Below are 16,578 nucleotides of genomic sequence, written 5' to 3' on the forward strand. Positions count from 1 at the left end.
ACTCTCTTACCGATCCACCGCGCGGGCCTGTTCGCCGCCGCCGTTGTCGTAATTTGGAGCGCCCACACCATTTCGAAGGGACCCCCGATGACGCTCCTGCAGCGCGGCCCACGTTCGCGCCGGCGCACCGGACCGCATCCCATCCGGTTCCGCAGCCCGCTGCGCGGACCGTGGCTGACCTCGGTGTTCGGGGCCGTGCTGCTCGCAGCGCTGCCTCTGGTGGTGATCACCGGCCTGCTCGACTACGTCGCCTACGGACCGGGACAGAGCATCCCCGGCGACGTCGGCTGGCTGCACCTGCCGGTCTTCGACTGGCCCACCCGCCCGTCGTGGCTGTTCCGGTTGACCCAGGGGCTGCACGTCGGGCTGGGGCTGGTCGTCGTCCCGGTCGTGGCGGCGAAGCTCTGGTCGGTCATCCCGAAGCTGTTCACCTGGCCGCCGGTACGCACGCCCGCGCAGTTGCTCGAGCGCGCGTCGCTGCTGCTGCTCGTCGGCAGCATCCTCTTCGAGATCGTCACCGGGCTGCTCAACATCCAGTACGACTACGTCTTCGGTTTCAGCTTCTACACCGGGCACTACCTGGGCGCCTGGGTGTTCATCGCCGCGTTCGTCACCCATATCTCCCTCAAGCTGCCCACGATGGTCCGGTCGCTGCGTTCGCGATCCCTGCGTGCCGAACTGCGCACGCCGCTCGCCGACACCCGGCCCGAGGAGCCCGACGGCGAGATCGGGCTCGTCCCGGCCGCACCCGCGGCACCCACGATGAGCCGGCGGGGAGCGCTCGCCCTCGTCGGCGGCGGGGCGCTGTTCGTCGCCTTGCTGACGGCCGGTGAGACGGTCGGCGGCCCGCTGCGTCCCCTCGCGCTCCTGCTCCCCCGAAGCCGCACCCCCGGCGGTGCCGATGCCGGAGCCAACGACTTCCCGGTGAACCGCACGGCCGCCGCCGCGACGATCCAACCCGCCACTACCGGGCCGTCCTGGCGGCTGGACCTCCGCGGGGGCCAGGTCGCGCAGCGGCTGGACCGGGAGATGCTCCTCTCCGGAGCCGGCCCGCTGCCCCTGCACACAGCGCAACTCCCGATTGCCTGCGTCGAGGGCTGGTCGACAGTGCAGACCTGGACGGGCGTGCGACTGCGCGACCTCGCCACGCTCGCCGGAGTCGCGAACCCGGCCTCGGCGTTCGTCGACTCGCTCGACCCCGGCCCGTTCGGCCGGGCCACGCTGTCGGCCGGCCAGGTCCTCGATCCCGACTCGCTGCTCGCTCTGCGGGTCAACGGCGCCGACCTCAGCGCGGACCACGGCTTCCCGGCCCGTGTCATCGTCCCCGCCCTGCCCGGCGTGCACTGCACGAAGTGGGTCCGCTCGATCGACTTCCGGGCCGCGTGATGGTCCCGTTCCACCGTCGCTACGGCGCCCGTCCCGGCCATCTCGCGCTGCTGCTGGCCTGTTTCGCGCTCGCCGGCTACGCGGCGTCGTTCCTGCTGGGCGATCCGACGCTGCTCACCGTACTCGTGTGGTTCGTCGGCGCCGCCGTCGTCCACGACCTGGTGCTGTACCCGCTGTACGCCGGGGCCGACCGGATTCTCACCACGGCTCTCGCCCGCCTGCCGCGCCCGCGCGTGCCGGTCGTCAACCACGTCCGTATCCCCACCCTGGGCGCGGGCCTGACCCTGCTGATGTTCCTGCCCGGCATCATCCGCCAGGGCGGGGCGACTCACCTGGCCGCCACCGGCCTCGACCAGCAGCCCTACCTGGGCCGCTGGCTCTGGCTGGTCGCGGCGCTGTTCGTCGCCTCCGCCCTGGTGTACGGAGCACGGCTGCTGCTCACCCCCCGCCCGCCCGACCGTGACAGCGGGCCACCGGCGAGCACCGTGCCCGAGCGCGCACCGTAAGCGGAGTTCTTGTATCCGCCTGCTCGCTCTGCGTAACACGGCAGCGGATACGACGATGATCAAGAGTGATCACGACATGATCCGGATCGGATACGCCATGCTGACCGCGGTCGCCGCGCTCGCGCTGATCGCCGGGTGCGGGTTGGGCGATGCGAGTCGATCCGCAAGGCCGTCCGCTCAGCAAGTCGTCGACAACTTGAACACGGAGTTCCCGGTGGGCCGTCAACGGGACAACACGGAGTCGTGCACCTCCGCAGGCTGCGTGCAGCTGATCACCACCGATGCGGTGTCGGTGTACCAGATGCGCGACGACTCGACCGCGGTGCACTTCGCCGACGGGCTCGGTGACAGCGTCGAGCGGATCGGGCCGTTCGTGCTCTCCTACAGCGGGTCCGAGCAGCAGCTCACCACCCCGGAGACACGCGCGGCCTACGCCACGCAGGTGCGAGCGCTCCTCAGCGGCTGAGCCGCCGAGGAGCGGTCTCTCACGACATCGCGGGGATCGCGCCGGTCTTCGCCAGCACCGGGACGTCCACGGGCACCGTGTCCGGATAGATCAGCCCGGTGCCGGTGTTGAGCACCACCACGTCCTCGGCGCCGGTGAGCCACCCCGACTCCCGCAGCTGTGCGACCGCCGCGAAACAGGCCGCACCCTCCGGGCACACCCAGCTGCCCTCGTCGCGGGCCAGCGCGCCCTGCGCCGCGAGCAGCTCCTCGTCGGTGACGGCCACGGCCGTGCCGCCGGTCGAACGCACCGCGTCGAGCACGAGGAAGTCACCCAGTGCCTTGGGCACCGTGATCCCGAACGCGACGGTGTGCGCGTCGGCCGGCGGGCTGCTCTCGTCGAGCCCGGCGTGGAAGGCCTCCACGATCGGCGCGCATCCGGCGGCCTGCACCGCGACCAACCGTGGCAGGTCACCGGTGAGCCAGCCGAGCTCGCGCAGCTCCAGCAGAGCCTTGTGGATCGCGATGATCCCGACCCCGCCTCCGGTGGGATAGAGGATGACGTCGGGCGCCCGCCAGCCCAACTGCTCGACGATCTCGTAGCCCATCGTCTTCTTGCCCTCCAGCCGGTAGGGCTCACGCAGCGTCGAGGTGTCCTGGTAACCGGAGCGCTCCGCCACCGCGGCCTTGATCAACGCCCCCGCGTCTCCGATCAGGCCGTCCACCAGGTACAGCTCCGCACCGGTCACCACACACTCCCGGCGGGTGATCACCGGTGCGTCCACCGGCATCGCGACCAGTGCGCGCATCCCGGCGCGCGCCGCGTAGGCGGCCCATGCCGCGCCGGCGTTGCCGTTGGTCGGCATCGCGATACCGGTGACGCCCAGCTCGGCGGCGCGTGACACGCCGACCGCGGCACCGCGGGCCTTGAACGCGCCGGTCGGGACGAGCCCCTCGTCCTTCATCCGCAGCGTCGGCACACCGATCCGGGCGCCGTGGCGGGGCAGGTCCAGCAGCGGGGTCATGCCCTCGCCGAGGGTCACGACGTGCGCGGGATCCCGCACCGGGAGCAGCTCGTGGTAACGCCAGAGATCCGGTGCGCGTGTCGCGATCCCGGCCGGGGTGACGGTTGCGGCCGCCCGTTCGAGGTCGTAGCGGGCCAGCAGCGGGGCGCCGAGCGGGGACGTCCCCTGCACCACGTCGGCGTCGTGGCGGGAACCGTCACGGGAACACTCGAGGTGCGAGAGCGTGGAGAACTGGTCGGGGCCGGTCGAGGATGTGGCGTTCACGACCAATGGGAACTCCGTCGTGATCCGGTCTCTTCCGATCATGGAACGAGGACACGACGAACCCGGCGCCGGCAAGGGTGGCGCCGGGGCCGGCTAACCCACGCAACTGCGGCCCTGGACCGCCCGAGCCAGTCGTTCGCGGGTGTCCGTGGTCAGGTCCGGTATCCAGATCACCATGTGCAGGTCGGGATGCCCTGCGGGGGCCAGCCGGTGGAGCCAGAGGTGGAGATCACCGGCGACGGCGTGGTGGATCAAGGATCTCCTCGGGGTGAATCCGCGGACCTCGTGAGCCTCCCAGTAGGAGCGGAAGAGGTCGCTCCGGGCGGAGAGCCTGCCGATCAGACGGGAGACCGGCGGGTCGGTCAGCCGGGGACCGACTTCGGTTCTGAAGTCGGCGACAAGCTGTCGCCCGGCGGCCTCCCAGTCGTGCATCAACTCGCGCACGTCCGGATCGGTGAACATGAGCCACAGCTCGTTCCGCTCGGCTTCCCGAACGGTCGCGACGCCGGGGTAGATCGCCTCGAGCGTTCTGGTCCACCCCACGATCTGCCAGTCCGCGGAGGCGACGTATGCGGGAAGGTCGTCCAGCACGGCAAGCAGCCTTCGCGCGTGCACCGGGGTGCGCCGGGGGATCTTGTCCTCGGCCGGTGGAGGAGCGGCATACCCGGCCAGCGTGAGGATGTAGGCGTGCTCGGCGACCGACAGGCGAAACGTACGGGCGAGCGAGTCGAGCACATTTCGGGACGGCCGGGTGTCGCGTCCCTGTTCGAGCCAGCTGTACCAGGTGATGCTCATGCCGGACAGGGCGGCAGCCTCCTCGCGGCGAAGCCCGATGCTTCGCCTGCCGATGGGGGGCAGACCCAGATCGGCGCGGAGGAGCCGCAACCGCCGGATTCTGAGGAACTCGCCCAGTTGGCGCCGCCGTTGCGCATCAGCATTCATGATTCGCGCGACGCAGGCTTATAGGGGGCCATGACCTCGGTTGCGGATAGGTCTCCTCTGGCGGCTCCGCCGACGGGCACGACGTGCAATCGGTCCCGACCGGAGGTGTGGATCCGGCGGCCAAGTGCGATATCGGGCCCCTCGGTGGGCGGCCGGGAGCCTCTCCGGGCATGTCCTGCCGGAGAGAAACGGTGGATGGTGATGACGGAACCGGCTCCTCACGCGAAGGGGAAGGCACCCGTGCCGCACAGCTTGCGGTCCTCGGCGGCGGCGGGCTATTCGGTCCGCCGCAGCACCCCTCGATCCGAGGCGAGTGGCGACCGTCGGTGCCGACCCTGCGCAGGTCGGGGAGCAGGAGGATGAACCGCCAGGGCGTGCCCCGCCTCGCGGGGATCCGGCGTTCGGGCTCGTCCAGGGCTGACGACTCAGGCCCTGCCCCAGCGCGCTGGTGCTGGATCGCGCGCGGCCGACCACGCTTCACCCCTGTAGGCCTGGGCGCACGTTATGCGTCCCGGCTTCCGCCGGCGTGACATCGAGGGAACGGGGCCCGCGTTCTCGGTGCCCCCGGTAGCCGTTTCCGGCAACGCGTCCGGAGGACTCGACCTCCTCGTGCAATTGACTCGGGATCGTGTCACAGGCATTCCTTTCGATTCGCGGGATGGCACACTCGCAAAGACAGCTACCTCCCCCCGGATAGCCGCGCGGTCCAACCGTCATCGTCATACTCATCGTACTTTCGGAAGGCCGGACGGCCGAGGACTGCACTTCTGCTATTGCTGACGCTAAGCAGAAAATCGAGATACGCACGGATCGAGCGGACTGCACGAAGAGGACAGGAGCCGGCCCGTCGCGAAGGTCAGCACGCCGACGTGATCGGAGTTCCCGCATGACCTTGGGGCGATTCTGCGCAACACTGACCAGCGCGCACGCACCGGACGTCCACCGGTAGCGGGGCCGACGACCGCACTCCTGGCCGAAACCGAAGGAGCACTCGGATGCGCACTCAACCCCGACCCGACCGCTTGTCGAAGCTCGCTGCTCCCGACATCGACGTCGCCCGGCTGCGGAAGGAACTGGAGTACGTCACCGCCCACCGCGACGAGCACGAACAACGTTTCTGGGCCCTGCGCCGCCCCGGCTGCGGCACCTCGCACTGCCTCGCCGGCACAGTCGTCCGGCACGAAGGTCTCGCCCTCGACTGGGAACCGATCACCGACCCGGTCTCCCAGTGGCACGGTGCCTACTCCGCGCGCCGGCTCACCGACGGACGCGAGATCGGCGGCGTCGCCCGTGATCTGCTCGGCCTCACCACCTTCGAGGCCGACGCCCTGTTCTTCGCCGAGAACGATCTGCACACGCTGTGGTGCGTCGCCGAGCACATCACGGGGGGTGGGATCACGATGCCGCCCGAGGTCCCGAGCGAGCACAGCGATCTGTGCATCACCTGCCGCGTCGTCGCAGGCATGCGACCGCGGATCACCTTCTGAGTCCGCACTTGACGCATACGAGAACGCCGACCGCGGTCGTCCGCGGCCGGCGTTTCGCCGATCAGTTCTGCGAGTAGGAAGAACCGTTGGTACGGCTGGGCTGCCCGGCCGACGAGTACCCACCCGACGACCGGCCGTAGGCAGGCGCCGGGGCAGCAGAAGCGATCTCGCTCCCCTGCGACTGCCTATCCGAGGACTGCCCGTAGCCCTGGTAGCCCGACGAGCCACCCGACTGTCCGTAACCCGTCGAGGATCCTGAAGACCTGCTCGACGACTGCCCGTTGCTGGACGACTGCCCGTTGTTCGACGACTGTCCGTCGCCGGCCGACCGGCCGTTGTTCGACGACCGCCCGTTGCTCGACACCTGCACGGCCGTGCTGCCGCCCTTCGGGTTCACAGCGGACCAGGTGTTCGAGACACCCTGGCCGTTGATCTGGCCGGGTCGGTCCTGGGAGTAGTAGTAGACGGGCGATCCGTTGAGGGTCACCTGAACAGTGCCGTCGGACCGCTGCATCACGCCGACCTTGGAAGCGTCGATCCCCGACAGGTAGATCTTCGCGGCGCCGTCCACCAGCATCGGCTGGAAGACCTCGGCACAGCGGCCGCTGCAGTTGGACCGCGGCGGGTTCGTGTTGTCCGAGGTGGACTTGTAGAGGGTCATGCCGGCGCTGTCGGTGACGTAGGTGCCGACCTTGGGGCTGGAAGCCGCCTGCATCTGGATGGTCTTGGCCGGCTTGTGGCCGGCAGGCGGTGTCACGTAGCTCGGGGCCGCCTCCTGGAAGATCTGCACCTGACCCAGGGGCTCGAGCGTCTGCTGGTCACCTTGCTGGGGAGGCAACGCAAGGGGCGTCGGCGCAACGGGGGCCTGCTGCACCACCGGCGCCAGCGAGGCGGGGGCACCTTGGCCGCACGCGGTGAGCGCGGCGAAGCCTGCGGCGGCGATGACCCCGTACCGGACAACGGAGATGAGCTTCATCAGGAAATCCCTCGATCTGTAGGCGGTCGCTCCGACCCGGTCGCGTGATCACACGAACCGACGGCCCGTCGCGGTTCGACGAATCCAGTGATCCACAGCACGCCCGGGAACGTGAACCGGAAAGCGGCCCACGCCGTGCCAGTTCATGAGCGGGCGAACCTGGAGTGCCTCCGGCCGTAGCCGCAGTAGAGCGCGAGTCCGACAACCATCCACACCACGAACCGCAGCCAGGTCTCGATACTCAGGTTGACCATCAGCCACAAGCAGGACAGCACGGCCAAGATCGGAATGATCGGCATCAACGGGGTACGGAATGCACGCGGCAGGTCGGGTCGGCTGCGCCGCAGAACCACCACCCCGATGGACACCAGCACGAATGCGAACAACGTGCCGATGTTGACCATCTCCGCCAGATCCCCGGCGGGCAGCAACGAGGCGACGACGGCCACCACCGCGCCCACGATCACGGTGATCCGCACCGGCACCTGCCGGGAGCCGGTCTTCGCCAGCCCGCGCGGCAGCAGCCCATCCCGCGCCATCGCGAACAGAATCCGGATCTGGCCGAACATGGCCACCAGAACGACGGTCGTCAGCCCGGCCAACGCTCCCAAGGAAATGACCACCACCGCCCAGCTGACCCCGTCCAGCGCGAATGCGGTGGCCAAGGTGGCCGTTGTGCCGTCCGGCCGAGTGGCGAGCTCCGTGTAGCTCACCATGCCGGTGAGCACGAGCGAGACCGCCACGTACAGAACCGTCACCGGCACCAGCGCGCCGATGATGCCGCGAGGGATGTCCTTTTGTGGATCGCGGGCCTCCTCCGCGCTGGTGGCCAGCGCGTCGAAACCGAGGAACGCGAAGAACACCAGCGACGCCGCGGCAAGCAGTCCGGCCACGCCGTAACTGCTGCCCCCGCTGCTCCACAGCCTCTCCAGCAGTGTCTGGTGCAGCCACGAACCCGTATGGACCGATGTGGACCCGTGGGCAGGCGGCGGGATGAACGGGCTGTAGTTCGCCACCTTGACGTAGCCGGCACCGACCACGACCACCAGCAACACCACCAGAACCTTGATCGCGGTGATGACCTGGCTGACCCTGCTGGACAGCTTCACCCCGAGCGCGAGGACCGAGGTGAGAGCCACGACGATCAGCAACGCGCCCCAGTCGAGCTCGATCGGGCCCAACGGCACCGTGGCAGCGGACATCGGCACTCCGGCCTGCGTCAGGAACTGGGCCAGATACTGCGACCATCCCTTGGACACCACAGCGCCGCCCAGCGCGAACTCCAGCACCAGATCCCAGCCGACGATCCAGGCCACCGGTTCGCCGAACGTCGCGTAGGAGAAGGTGTACGCGCTGCCGGCCACCGGGACGACGGAGGCGAGCTCCGCGTAGCACAACGCGGCGAGCCCACACGCCACGGCGGCCATCACGAATGCCAGCGACACCGATGGTCCGGCCACGTTGCCCGCCGTACTCGCAGTGAGCGTGAAGATTCCGGCGCCCACCACGGCCGCAACGCCGAACCCCACCAGATCCATCACCCCGAGCTCCTTGCGGAGCCTTGTGCCCGGCTCGTCCGTATCGGCGACGGACTGCTCGACCGACTTGACACGCGCTCGCCCACCACCGATAACCGGTGCCCCGTCACGCAGGCTCAAGGAGATTCCCTTCTCCGTCGCGTCACAATGACTTTGCATTCACTTTCCACTGTGCCTATATCATCCATTTCGAATGAAAATGAGTGAAATTAGCGCTACTACCGGCGCCGACGACGCTAGCACCGCCGCAAAGCCGACGGCCCGCTTTCAGCGCTCGATCGCCCGGCGGGCCGCAGGACCACAGGTCCGTTGAGCGGACACCACCTGGAGTCTCCCCACAAGTCTTCCTATCGTCATCCCCATGACTTCCACTGTGATTGTCGGTGGCACCGGCAGCCTGGGCTTGGGAATCGCCCGCAACAGGGCCACGCTCGGTGACCACGTCGTACTCACTTCGCGCAGTGCCGATCGCGCCGAGAAGGCGGCACGTGACATCGGGGGAGATACCCACGGCCGCGCGCTCGACCTTTCGGACCCCCACAGCATCGAGGGAGCTTTGTCCGGATTAGGGCCGGTCGATCACCTCGTCCTCGCCACAGCAGCCAACGACACATCTCGAAACACCCTGGCGGAATTCAACGTCGACGCCGCGGCGGACTCGGTCACGGTGAAGCTGATCGGCTTCACCGAGACGATCCGGGTGGTACGCGAGCGATTCACGCCGTCGGCGTCGATAGTGGTATTCGGCGGATTGGCCCGAAACCGCCCCTACCCCGGTTCCACCATGGTCACCACGTTCAACGCCGGCGTCAGCGGACTGGTCCGCACGCTCGCGCTGGAGCTGGCGCCGATTCGGATCAACGCTCTGCACCCCGGGGTGGTCGGCGACAGCTCACGGTGGCGGGATCAGCCCGATCACCCGGCCATCGCCCGCACGCCGCTGGGCCGGCTCGTCACGATCGCCGAGATCGTCGATGCCACGGACTTCCTGCTCACCAACACAGGTGTGTGCGCGATCGACCTCATGATCGACGGCGGGATGCGGGCGAGCTGACACCGGGCTCACATCGGCTCGGCCGGGTGCGCGGCCAGCAGCGTCGCGATACGGCTCGTGGTTGCCTGCAGCGGGGCGAGAAGTGCGCGAGGCAACCGCGGCAGCGGGACGGTCATGCCGACGCATGCGACGTCGCCGCCGGGCAGTGGGAGCGCATGCGCAGCGCAACTCACACCGTCGATCGACCTGCCGTCGTCGATGACAAGAGCCCGCCCGCGGGACTGCAGCAGCCGCGCCCCGGCCGAGCCCGAAGGCGCCGGTTCACCCGGCTCGCGACGGAACGGCAACCGGCCCCTGCCCAGGAACACGTCCAGGTAGATCGGCCCTGTGGCCGCCGTCACAAGCAGGCCTACGTGGGCCGGGGTTGCCGCAGCGAGCTCGATCAGCGGCCGCTGCGCCACGGCGCGCAGCCGTTCGAGCGGTGTCACGCGCCGGCCGAGGGTCAGCAGGTTCGGACCGAGCCTGTAGTGCGCGTCGATGCGTTCGACCGCCCCGACGGCCGCCAGTTGGCCCATCAGGCGATGCACGGTCGTGCGAGGCAGCCCGGATTCCCTCGTCAGGTCGGCCAGCCGGGCCCGGCCGAGGCCCCCCAGCAGTTCGAGCAACCCGAACGCCGACCGGATCACACCCGGTCCACCGTCGTCCTGACCAGCCTCGGCCATGCCCGCCCTCCCCGTGCACCTGTGACTGCCGGCTCCTGAATAGCGCGGGAACCCTCAGCCTACGATCCGCCGTCGGCCACTGCGGGCAGGAGTGGCGCTGCTACCAGCGTCATCACTGCTGTTTGCGCTCGCTTGACGTAGGCACGCCCGATCCCGCACCCGGGGGAGATCCACAACGAGGCCGCCATGTGCGCCGGATCACTACTTCCAGGATGGATGTATTTCCTCTGTCGCATCACCCCGGTGATCAATTCCACACATTCGCACTGCGACCAGGTAATTTACAGAACTAGTGATCAGATCATTTGATCAGGTGATGCTGGTCACCCAGCGATCATGTGGACAGAACTCGTAGCTTCATGTGGCGGTCGTTCCGGAGAGGAGCGATCGGGAAAACATCCGGAACCGTCGCACCGCCCCCAGTCCCCGGTTCCGGTCCGCCGATCCCCCGTCGGGACTGGGCCGAGACGGCCATTTATCGAGCCGACCCCGTGGCTCGAAGAAGCACCTGGACCCCATTTTCCAGGCCGCCTCTAACCCGCTGACCAGCAGGTTCGTCTCGGGGTGCGCCATGGAGAAAATCAGAATGAACACCCCGAAACCCCGCAAGAGTCGAGCTCTCCTCCGCGTGGCCGTAGCCGGCGCAGTTGCGCTCGGAATCCCGCTCGCCATCGCCGGAACCGCGAACGCCACGCCGACCGCGAACGCTGCGCCGGCCTCCCTCTGGGACCGAGTTGCGCAGTGCGAGAGCAGCGGCAACTGGCAGACCAACACCGGAAACGGTTTCTACGGCGGCCTGCAATTCACGATGAGCACGTGGCGCGGATTCGGCGGCCAGGGCATGCCCCACCAGGCCAGCCGGGCCCAGCAGATCGCTGTCGCTCAGCGCGTCCTCGCTACGCAGGGTTGGAAGGCGTGGCCGGTCTGCTCCAGCAAGCTCGGCCTGCGCTGAGCCGAGGTGTACTCGTGCCCGGGCTCCCCAGCCCTCACCACTCCCCGTCGGACGTCGGTGGGGTCGGGCGGGGCCCGGGCGCACCGGCCGAGATGTGGTCGGCCCGCAGCCACCGTCGCCGCTCGGTGATCACCCGGCGAGGACCAGCGCGTCGACGACGACCGCGCCCTCGCCGGCAGCCCGGAGCATGACCGGGTTGACGTCGATCGCGACGAGGCCGGGGTCGGTCGCCACCATCTCGCCCACACGCACCGCCAGGTCGGCGAGGGCGTCGACGTCCGCGGCGGGTTCTCCACGGACCCCGCCGAGCACGCGGGCGAGCCGCAACTGCCCGATCGCCTGCAGGGCCCGTTCGCGCCCCAGCGGCGCGAGCACGACCTGAACGTCCGGGAGGTACTCGACGTACTTCCCGCCCTGCCCGATGAGGACAACGGGTCCGAAGGTGGGGTCGCGGCGAGCCCCGACCACCATCTCGTGCAGTGCACGGACCTGCTCGGCGATGATCACGCCACCGAACGCGAGCCCGAGGTGCCGAATCCGCGCGCTGAGCCGCTCGTATGCAGCACCGACGGCGTCGGGTGTGGTCAGGCCGAGCTCGACGAGGTCGAGCTCGGACTTGTGCGGCGCATCGATCGAGCAGCCCTTTGCGACGACGTCTCCGGTCCCGAGCTCGGCGAACGCCGCGACCGCCTCGTCCCGGCTACGGCACAGGTGATGTCGCACGACGGGAATCCCTGCGTCGGCGAGCCGCGCCAGCGCGGCGGCCTCGTCGAGTGTGACGGGGTCGGCCGACGCCGGTCCGGTCCCGTACGAGCGAGGTTCGGTTCGCACCGAGCGTCGCAGCTCGGCGTGTGCGAGGTAGTGGTCGAGCGCGCCGATGGCGGTCGACTCGTCCGGGTAGACGGTCATGCCGCGGCGACGGAACTCCTCCGCAACCGACTCCTGCGGCGCGGCGACGACGAGGGGCTTGCGCGTGCGCGCGGCGAACTCGGCCGCGTCGACCGCGAACCGCGGTACGTCGTAGCCCTTGCCCGCCACCGGAATCCCGAGCAGGAACGCGTCGGCGTCAGGATCCTCGGCGACCAGTGGCAGGACCCGCCCGAACAGCCCGCTGTCGGTGAGGAGCGCCGCGGTGACGTCGATGGGGTTCGCCGAGGTGGCGAAGCCGGGCAGGACCGAGGCGACGCGCTCTTCGGTCTCCGCGGACAGAGCGGCGAGCGGCATGGCGCGGTCCTCGGCAGCGTCGGCGGCAAGGACGCAGACCGCACCGGAGTTGCTGACGACGACCAGCCGGCGACCCTGCGGGCGCCAGTCCTGCAGATACAACTCCGTGGTGTCGACCAGTTCCGGCATGCTCATGGCCCGCCGGATGCCGAGCTCGGCGAAGTAGGCGTCGATCACGCGGCGCTCGCCTGCGAGCGCACCGGTGTGCGACTTCGCGGCGCGCTGCCCGGCGGCGCTGCGCCCGCCCATCAGCGCGACGATCGGCAGGTCCCGCTCGCGGGCCACCCGGGCCGCAGCAGCCAGCGACTCCGGGTCGGCGAGGTTCTCCAGGTAGAGCAGGATCAGCCGGACCTGGGGGTCGGCCGCGACCGCTGCGGCCAGTTCGCCGACGGTCACGTCGGCGTCGTTTCCGGTGGCGTGCGCGTGCCGGACACCGATGCCGCGCCGCCTCAGCAGCCCGTAGGGCACCGAGCACATCGCGCCGCTCTGGCTGATGACGGCGACCGGGCCGTCCTGTGGGGGCTGCTCGGCGAACATCGTGGAGAACCCGAGGACCGCGCCGGTGCCGAAGTTGGCCAGCCCTTGCGAGTTGGGCCCGAACAGGCGCATTCCGGCCGTCCGAGCCGCTGTGAGCATCCGTTGCTGCTGCGCGACGCCCTCCGGGCTCCTGGTCTCGCCGAACCCGGCCGTCATGACGATCGTCGCGAGGGCCCCGGCCTTTGCCGCTGCCTCCACCGCCTCCACCGCAGCCGCTCCGGGTACCGCGACGAGCACGACGTCGACCGGTTCGTCGAGGGCCGCGAGGCTGGGCACCGTGCGCAGGCCTTGCACCTCGTCGCGGCGCGGGTTCACGGGGTGGATGACGCCACCGAAGCCGTACCGCCGCAGGTAATCGACGGGGCGGCCACCGACCTTGTCCGGGTCGCTGGACGCTCCGATGATCGCCACGGATCCTGGGTCCAGAACGGCGTGCAACGGGTCGCGGGCGCTCGACACGGTCGGGGTCCTCTTCTGCGGGTCGGGCCGCATCACGAGTTCGTCGGTCATCCTGCTCCGCTCGTCGGTGAGCTTGCGGCGTGGTGCCGCTCAAGATCGCCGTCGCGAGATTTCGCCGCGCCGCTGCCGGTGTCAATCACTCGTTCCACCAGTGAAACGGCCTCGCATTCCTCGAACGAGACCTTTGACAGGCTCAGATCGGCCTTGCCATAGTCCGGTGACAGTGAGCCGAAGGAACGGCGTTTCATATATGGCACAAATCGGCTACCACTCGCCCGGGGCGGACCTCGCCGCCAGGGTGCTCAAGCTGCTCAGCCGCTACCGCACCCGTGAGAGCACGCTCTCCGAGATCGCCGCCGAGTTGGACGTCTCCAAGACCACCTGCCTGCGTGTCCTGCGCACCCTGCAGGGGCACGACCTGCTCTCCTACGACGACGAGACCCGCCGCTACCGGCTGGGCGAGTACGCGGTCGTGATCGGGGTGCGGGCCGAGGAAGGGCTCGATGTGCTCCACAGGGTGCGCCCGCTGCTCGCGGCGATCTCGCGGCACACCGGCCTCACCGCAGCATTCGTCCAGCGCGCCGGCGACAACCGGATGATGTACATGGCCAAGGTCGAGCCGCCGTCTGCCGCCGGCGTCAGCGTCTCCGTGGGGAATCGGTTTCCGATCACGTCGGTCTCCTACGGCAAGTGGGTCGTCGCCTTCGCCGATGACGAGGAGCGCGAGCGGCTGCTCGCCCCCGGACTGGCGCAGATGACGGCAGCAACCACGACCGACCCCACCATGTACCTCGAACAGGTCGACGCGCTGCGCCGCGGCGAGATCCTCGAGTCCAAGGGTGAGTACGTCGCCGGCATCTACGCCGTGTCCTGCCCGGTGGTGAACGCCCGCCACGAACTCGCCGGCGTGCTCGTGGCACTCGGCGTGCTGGCAGCACTCGACGACGACGAGCGCCGCGACGTCTGCCGGCATATGCGACGAATCGCCGCGCAGTGCACGGCCGAGGCCGCTGCGCACCCCCAGCCCTCGACCGGCCGCTCCCGTGAGACGGGCTGACCCCAGGAGGAGACATGCCCCTGTATTTCGAGGACTTCGCGACAGGGCAGGAACTGGTGTCGCCCGCGCGGACCGTGACCGAGGCCGACATCGTGTCCTTCGCGGCCTGGACCGGCGACTACAACCCCGTCCACACCGACGCCGTGGCGGCAGCCGCGGGCCGATTCGGGGAACGCATCGCGCACGGCGCGCTCGGCCTGTCCCTCTGCCTGGGCCTCATCTCCCGGACAGGCGCGTTCGAGGGGAGCGCCGTCGCGCTTCTCGGGATCGACGGCTGGCGTTTCCGCGCGCCGGTGAGAATCGGCGACACCGTGCACGCGCGGGTCACGATCCTCGACACCCGGTTGACCAGCCGGGGCGACGCCGGTGTCGTGGAGCGCCGGTTCTCGCTGGTCAACCAGCATGGCGACGTGACACAGGAAGGTCGGATGGACGTCATGGTGAAGCTGCGTCCGGAACCCGCAGCCCGATGACCGGCAACGGTGGCCCGTGGCTCAGCGGGGTGGGCCTGACCCCGTTCGGACGGCAGCCCGGTCCCACCGCCCTCGAGTGGCAGGCTCGCGCGGCACTGGCAGCCCTCGACGACGCGCAGGTTCTCGCGACCGAGGTTGACGTCGTGATCTGCGGCTACGCGACAACCCATGGCCATCTGATGCCCGCCGATCTGCTCGCCGAGCAGATCGGCGCCCGGCCCGACGCAGCGTTCGGCATGAGCGCGGGCGGTGCAACAGGGCTCGCGATGGTGGCCGCTGCGGCACGGCTGATCCGGGCAGGCGACGCGACGACGGTGCTCGTCGCGGCGGGAGAGGACCGCGCAAGCGGGCAGAGCGGCGACGTCTCGACCAGGACGCTGGCCCAGGTCGGGCACCGCCGGTACGAGGTCCCGCTCGGCGCGACCGTTCCCGCGTACTACGCGCTCCTGGCATCACACCACCTCGCCCAGCACGACCTCACCCCGGCCGACCTCGCGCCGCTGGCCGTGCAGATGCGGGCCCACGCCGGCCCGACCGAGGGCGCTCACCTGCGTGCACCCGTCACCGTCGCCGACGTCGAGCAGTCGCGCATGATCGCCGAACCCCTCCGGCTCCTGGACTGCTGCCCCGTCTCCGACGGCGGGGCCGCGTTCCTCGTCAGCGCGGAGCCACGGGGCGGACGGGCAGTGCGCATCACCGGGACCGGAGAAGGACATCGTCATCAACACATCTGCGAAGCCGACTTCTCCGACCTGGGAGCCCGGCGCGCCGCGCGTACGGCCTTGCGACGGGCCGGTCGCGATCTCGACGACGTCGACATCGCAGGCATCTACGACAGCTTCACGATCACCCTCGCGATGCTCCTCGAAGAGATCGGCTTCTCCACTCCGGGCACCAGTGGTGCCGACGCCGCCCGTGGCAGCTTCGACCGCGCCGGCCGTCTTCCCCTCAACACGCACGGCGGTCTGCTGTCCTACGGACATTGCGGGGTCGGCGGCGGGATGGCGCACCTGGCCGAGGTGGTGACGCAGCTGCGCGGGGCCGCCGGAGCGCGGCAGGTGCCCCGCCCGCCCCGGACCGCACTCGCACACGCCGACGGCGGAGTGATGTCGGCGCACGTCAGCATCGTGGTGGAAGCGGCGTGAGTACCGAGCCGGGCCCGGACGCCGACTGGACGCGAGGCGTCCCCCGGATCCTCTACAGCCAGTGCCGGCGATGCGGCCGACGAGGCTACCTGCCCCGGGATCGTTGCCCGGCCTGCGGACACGACACGATCGACCGCCTCCCCAGCCACGGGGTCGGCACCGTCACCGCCATCACCGTCGTCCATCGGGCACCCCGAGGAGCGGATCACCCACCCACACCGTTCGGGATCTGCCTCGTCGAGCTCGACGAGCAGGTCCGCGCGATGGGGCGCTGCGCACCCACGTTGACGGTCGGTGACCGGGTGCGCGCCGGCTTCACGCACGAGGTTCCACACTTCGATGCTGTCGACCCGGCGGCGGCGTCCACGTAATCGGCGTCGTACTACGTGTCGGGCGAATTCGCAATTCCTGTTACAGCTCGTTTTCTCGATTCCGCCGGTGGGCGCA

The 16,578-nt window shown here is 69.6% G+C and carries 16 protein-coding genes and 1 pseudogene; 10 read left to right on the plus strand and 7 right to left on the minus strand.

From position 1 onward, the window contains the following. The first annotated feature begins 87 nt into the window (after positions 1–87). From MMF94_RS38650 to MMF94_RS38660, 3 genes are read left to right on the plus strand one after another with little or no spacing between them, the layout of a single operon-like run. Positions 88–1,386, plus strand: a complete 1,299-nt coding sequence (locus tag MMF94_RS38650) for a molybdopterin-dependent oxidoreductase (protein ID WP_241042450.1) — start codon at positions 88–90, stop codon at positions 1,384–1,386. Beyond that, positions 1,386–1,892, plus strand: a complete 507-nt coding sequence (locus tag MMF94_RS38655; RefSeq protein ID WP_241042501.1) for a hypothetical protein — start codon at positions 1,386–1,388, stop codon at positions 1,890–1,892. The genes MMF94_RS38650 and MMF94_RS38655 overlap by 1 nt, the downstream gene beginning before the upstream one ends. A 55-nt stretch (positions 1,893–1,947) precedes the next feature. Then, positions 1,948–2,358 carry a hypothetical protein gene (locus MMF94_RS38660; RefSeq protein ID WP_241042451.1) on the plus strand — a complete coding sequence of 137 codons (411 nt, stop codon included), beginning with the start codon at positions 1,948–1,950 and terminating at the stop codon, positions 2,356–2,358. 19 nt (positions 2,359–2,377) lie between these two features. On the opposite strand, the gene MMF94_RS38665 is transcribed toward MMF94_RS38660, so the two are convergent. Beyond that, complete coding sequence (locus tag MMF94_RS38665; protein WP_241042452.1) at positions 2,378–3,667, minus strand: threonine synthase; 1,290 nt, start codon at positions 3,665–3,667, stop codon at positions 2,378–2,380. Positions 3,668–3,718: 51 nt separating this feature from the next. Beyond that, the gene (locus MMF94_RS38670; protein WP_277398926.1) at positions 3,719–4,567 is read right to left on the minus strand and encodes a helix-turn-helix transcriptional regulator; all 849 of its coding nucleotides are present in this window, start codon (positions 4,565–4,567) and stop codon (positions 3,719–3,721) included. A 995-nt stretch (positions 4,568–5,562) separates the two neighbouring features. On the opposite strand from MMF94_RS38670, the gene MMF94_RS38675 reads away from it, so the two are divergent. Continuing rightward, positions 5,563–6,054, plus strand: a complete 492-nt coding sequence (locus MMF94_RS38675; protein ID WP_241042454.1) for a hypothetical protein — start codon at positions 5,563–5,565, stop codon at positions 6,052–6,054. A 61-nt stretch (positions 6,055–6,115) separates the two neighbouring features. On the opposite strand, the gene MMF94_RS38680 is transcribed toward MMF94_RS38675, so the two are convergent. After that, positions 6,116–7,030, minus strand: coding sequence for a hypothetical protein (locus MMF94_RS38680; RefSeq protein WP_241042455.1), 915 nt, complete (start codon positions 7,028–7,030; stop codon positions 6,116–6,118). Positions 7,031–7,173: 143 nt separating this feature from the next. Next, positions 7,174–8,568 (minus strand): amino acid permease, encoded by a 1,395-nt coding sequence (locus MMF94_RS38685; protein ID WP_241042502.1) that lies wholly within the window; start codon positions 8,566–8,568, stop codon positions 7,174–7,176. 361 nt (positions 8,569–8,929) lie between these two features. Here MMF94_RS38685 and MMF94_RS38690 point away from each other — a divergent pair, with 361 nt between their 5' ends. Further along, positions 8,930–9,622 (plus strand): SDR family oxidoreductase, encoded by a 693-nt coding sequence (locus MMF94_RS38690; protein ID WP_241042456.1) that lies wholly within the window; start codon positions 8,930–8,932, stop codon positions 9,620–9,622. A gap of 8 nt (positions 9,623–9,630) precedes the next feature. On the opposite strand, the gene MMF94_RS38695 is transcribed toward MMF94_RS38690, so the two are convergent. Next, positions 9,631–10,284 carry a helix-turn-helix domain-containing protein gene (locus MMF94_RS38695; RefSeq protein ID WP_241042457.1) on the minus strand — a complete coding sequence of 218 codons (654 nt, stop codon included), beginning with the start codon at positions 10,282–10,284 and terminating at the stop codon, positions 9,631–9,633. A gap of 571 nt (positions 10,285–10,855) precedes the next feature. Between MMF94_RS38695 and MMF94_RS43490 the strand changes: the two are divergent. Continuing rightward, a pseudogene (locus tag MMF94_RS43490) lies at positions 10,856–11,227 on the plus strand (transglycosylase family protein); the annotation flags it as partial. 138 nt (positions 11,228–11,365) lie between these two features. Here MMF94_RS43490 and MMF94_RS38705 read toward each other — a convergent pair. Together MMF94_RS38705 and MMF94_RS38710 are read right to left on the minus strand one after the other, a co-directional pair. Beyond that, positions 11,366–13,507 carry an acetate--CoA ligase family protein gene (locus MMF94_RS38705; protein WP_241042458.1) on the minus strand — a complete coding sequence of 714 codons (2,142 nt, stop codon included), beginning with the start codon at positions 13,505–13,507 and terminating at the stop codon, positions 11,366–11,368. Next, positions 13,504–13,704 (minus strand): hypothetical protein, encoded by a 201-nt coding sequence (locus tag MMF94_RS38710; RefSeq protein WP_241042459.1) that lies wholly within the window; start codon positions 13,702–13,704, stop codon positions 13,504–13,506. The genes MMF94_RS38705 and MMF94_RS38710 overlap by 4 nt, the downstream gene beginning before the upstream one ends. Before the next feature lie 2 nt (positions 13,705–13,706). On the opposite strand from MMF94_RS38710, the gene MMF94_RS38715 reads away from it, so the two are divergent. From MMF94_RS38715 to MMF94_RS38730, 4 genes are read left to right on the plus strand one after another with little or no spacing between them, the layout of a single operon-like run. After that, positions 13,707–14,513 carry an IclR family transcriptional regulator gene (locus tag MMF94_RS38715; protein WP_241042460.1) on the plus strand — a complete coding sequence of 269 codons (807 nt, stop codon included), beginning with the start codon at positions 13,707–13,709 and terminating at the stop codon, positions 14,511–14,513. Positions 14,514–14,527: 14 nt separating this feature from the next. Further along, positions 14,528–14,986, plus strand: coding sequence for a MaoC/PaaZ C-terminal domain-containing protein (locus MMF94_RS38720; protein ID WP_241042461.1), 459 nt, complete (start codon positions 14,528–14,530; stop codon positions 14,984–14,986). Next, positions 14,983–16,131 (plus strand): thiolase family protein, encoded by a 1,149-nt coding sequence (locus MMF94_RS38725; RefSeq protein ID WP_241042462.1) that lies wholly within the window; start codon positions 14,983–14,985, stop codon positions 16,129–16,131. The genes MMF94_RS38720 and MMF94_RS38725 overlap by 4 nt, the downstream gene beginning before the upstream one ends. Further along, the gene (locus MMF94_RS38730) at positions 16,128–16,502 is read left to right on the plus strand and encodes a Zn-ribbon domain-containing OB-fold protein (RefSeq protein ID WP_241042463.1); all 375 of its coding nucleotides are present in this window, start codon (positions 16,128–16,130) and stop codon (positions 16,500–16,502) included. Before MMF94_RS38725 ends, MMF94_RS38730 begins: the two co-directional genes overlap by 4 nt. Positions 16,503–16,578 lie beyond the last annotated feature (76 nt).

The organism is Pseudonocardia alaniniphila, assembly GCF_022524485.1.
GTDB lineage: Bacteria > Actinomycetota > Actinomycetes > Mycobacteriales > Pseudonocardiaceae > Pseudonocardia > Pseudonocardia alaniniphila.

Coding starts and splice junctions, on each gene's coding strand:
- MMF94_RS38650 (WP_241042450.1), top strand. CDS start 88: ATGACGCTCCTGCAGCGCGGCCCACGTTCGCGCCGGCGCACCGGACCG.
- MMF94_RS38655 (WP_241042501.1), top strand. CDS start 1,386: ATGGTCCCGTTCCACCGTCGCTACGGCGCCCGTCCCGGCCATCTCGCG.
- MMF94_RS38660 (WP_241042451.1), top strand. CDS start 1,948: ATGATCAAGAGTGATCACGACATGATCCGGATCGGATACGCCATGCTG.
- MMF94_RS38665 (WP_241042452.1), bottom strand. CDS start 3,667: ATGATCGGAAGAGACCGGATCACGACGGAGTTCCCATTGGTCGTGAAC.
- MMF94_RS38670 (WP_277398926.1), bottom strand. CDS start 4,567: ATGAATGCTGATGCGCAACGGCGGCGCCAACTGGGCGAGTTCCTCAGA.
- MMF94_RS38675 (WP_241042454.1), top strand. CDS start 5,563: ATGCGCACTCAACCCCGACCCGACCGCTTGTCGAAGCTCGCTGCTCCC.
- MMF94_RS38680 (WP_241042455.1), bottom strand. CDS start 7,030: ATGAAGCTCATCTCCGTTGTCCGGTACGGGGTCATCGCCGCCGCAGGC.
- MMF94_RS38685 (WP_241042502.1), bottom strand. CDS start 8,568: ATGGATCTGGTGGGGTTCGGCGTTGCGGCCGTGGTGGGCGCCGGAATC.
- MMF94_RS38690 (WP_241042456.1), top strand. CDS start 8,930: ATGACTTCCACTGTGATTGTCGGTGGCACCGGCAGCCTGGGCTTGGGA.
- MMF94_RS38695 (WP_241042457.1), bottom strand. CDS start 10,284: ATGGCCGAGGCTGGTCAGGACGACGGTGGACCGGGTGTGATCCGGTCG.
- MMF94_RS38705 (WP_241042458.1), bottom strand. CDS start 13,507: ATGACCGACGAACTCGTGATGCGGCCCGACCCGCAGAAGAGGACCCCG.
- MMF94_RS38710 (WP_241042459.1), bottom strand. CDS start 13,704: ATGAAACGCCGTTCCTTCGGCTCACTGTCACCGGACTATGGCAAGGCC.
- MMF94_RS38715 (WP_241042460.1), top strand. CDS start 13,707: ATGGCACAAATCGGCTACCACTCGCCCGGGGCGGACCTCGCCGCCAGG.
- MMF94_RS38720 (WP_241042461.1), top strand. CDS start 14,528: ATGCCCCTGTATTTCGAGGACTTCGCGACAGGGCAGGAACTGGTGTCG.
- MMF94_RS38725 (WP_241042462.1), top strand. CDS start 14,983: ATGACCGGCAACGGTGGCCCGTGGCTCAGCGGGGTGGGCCTGACCCCG.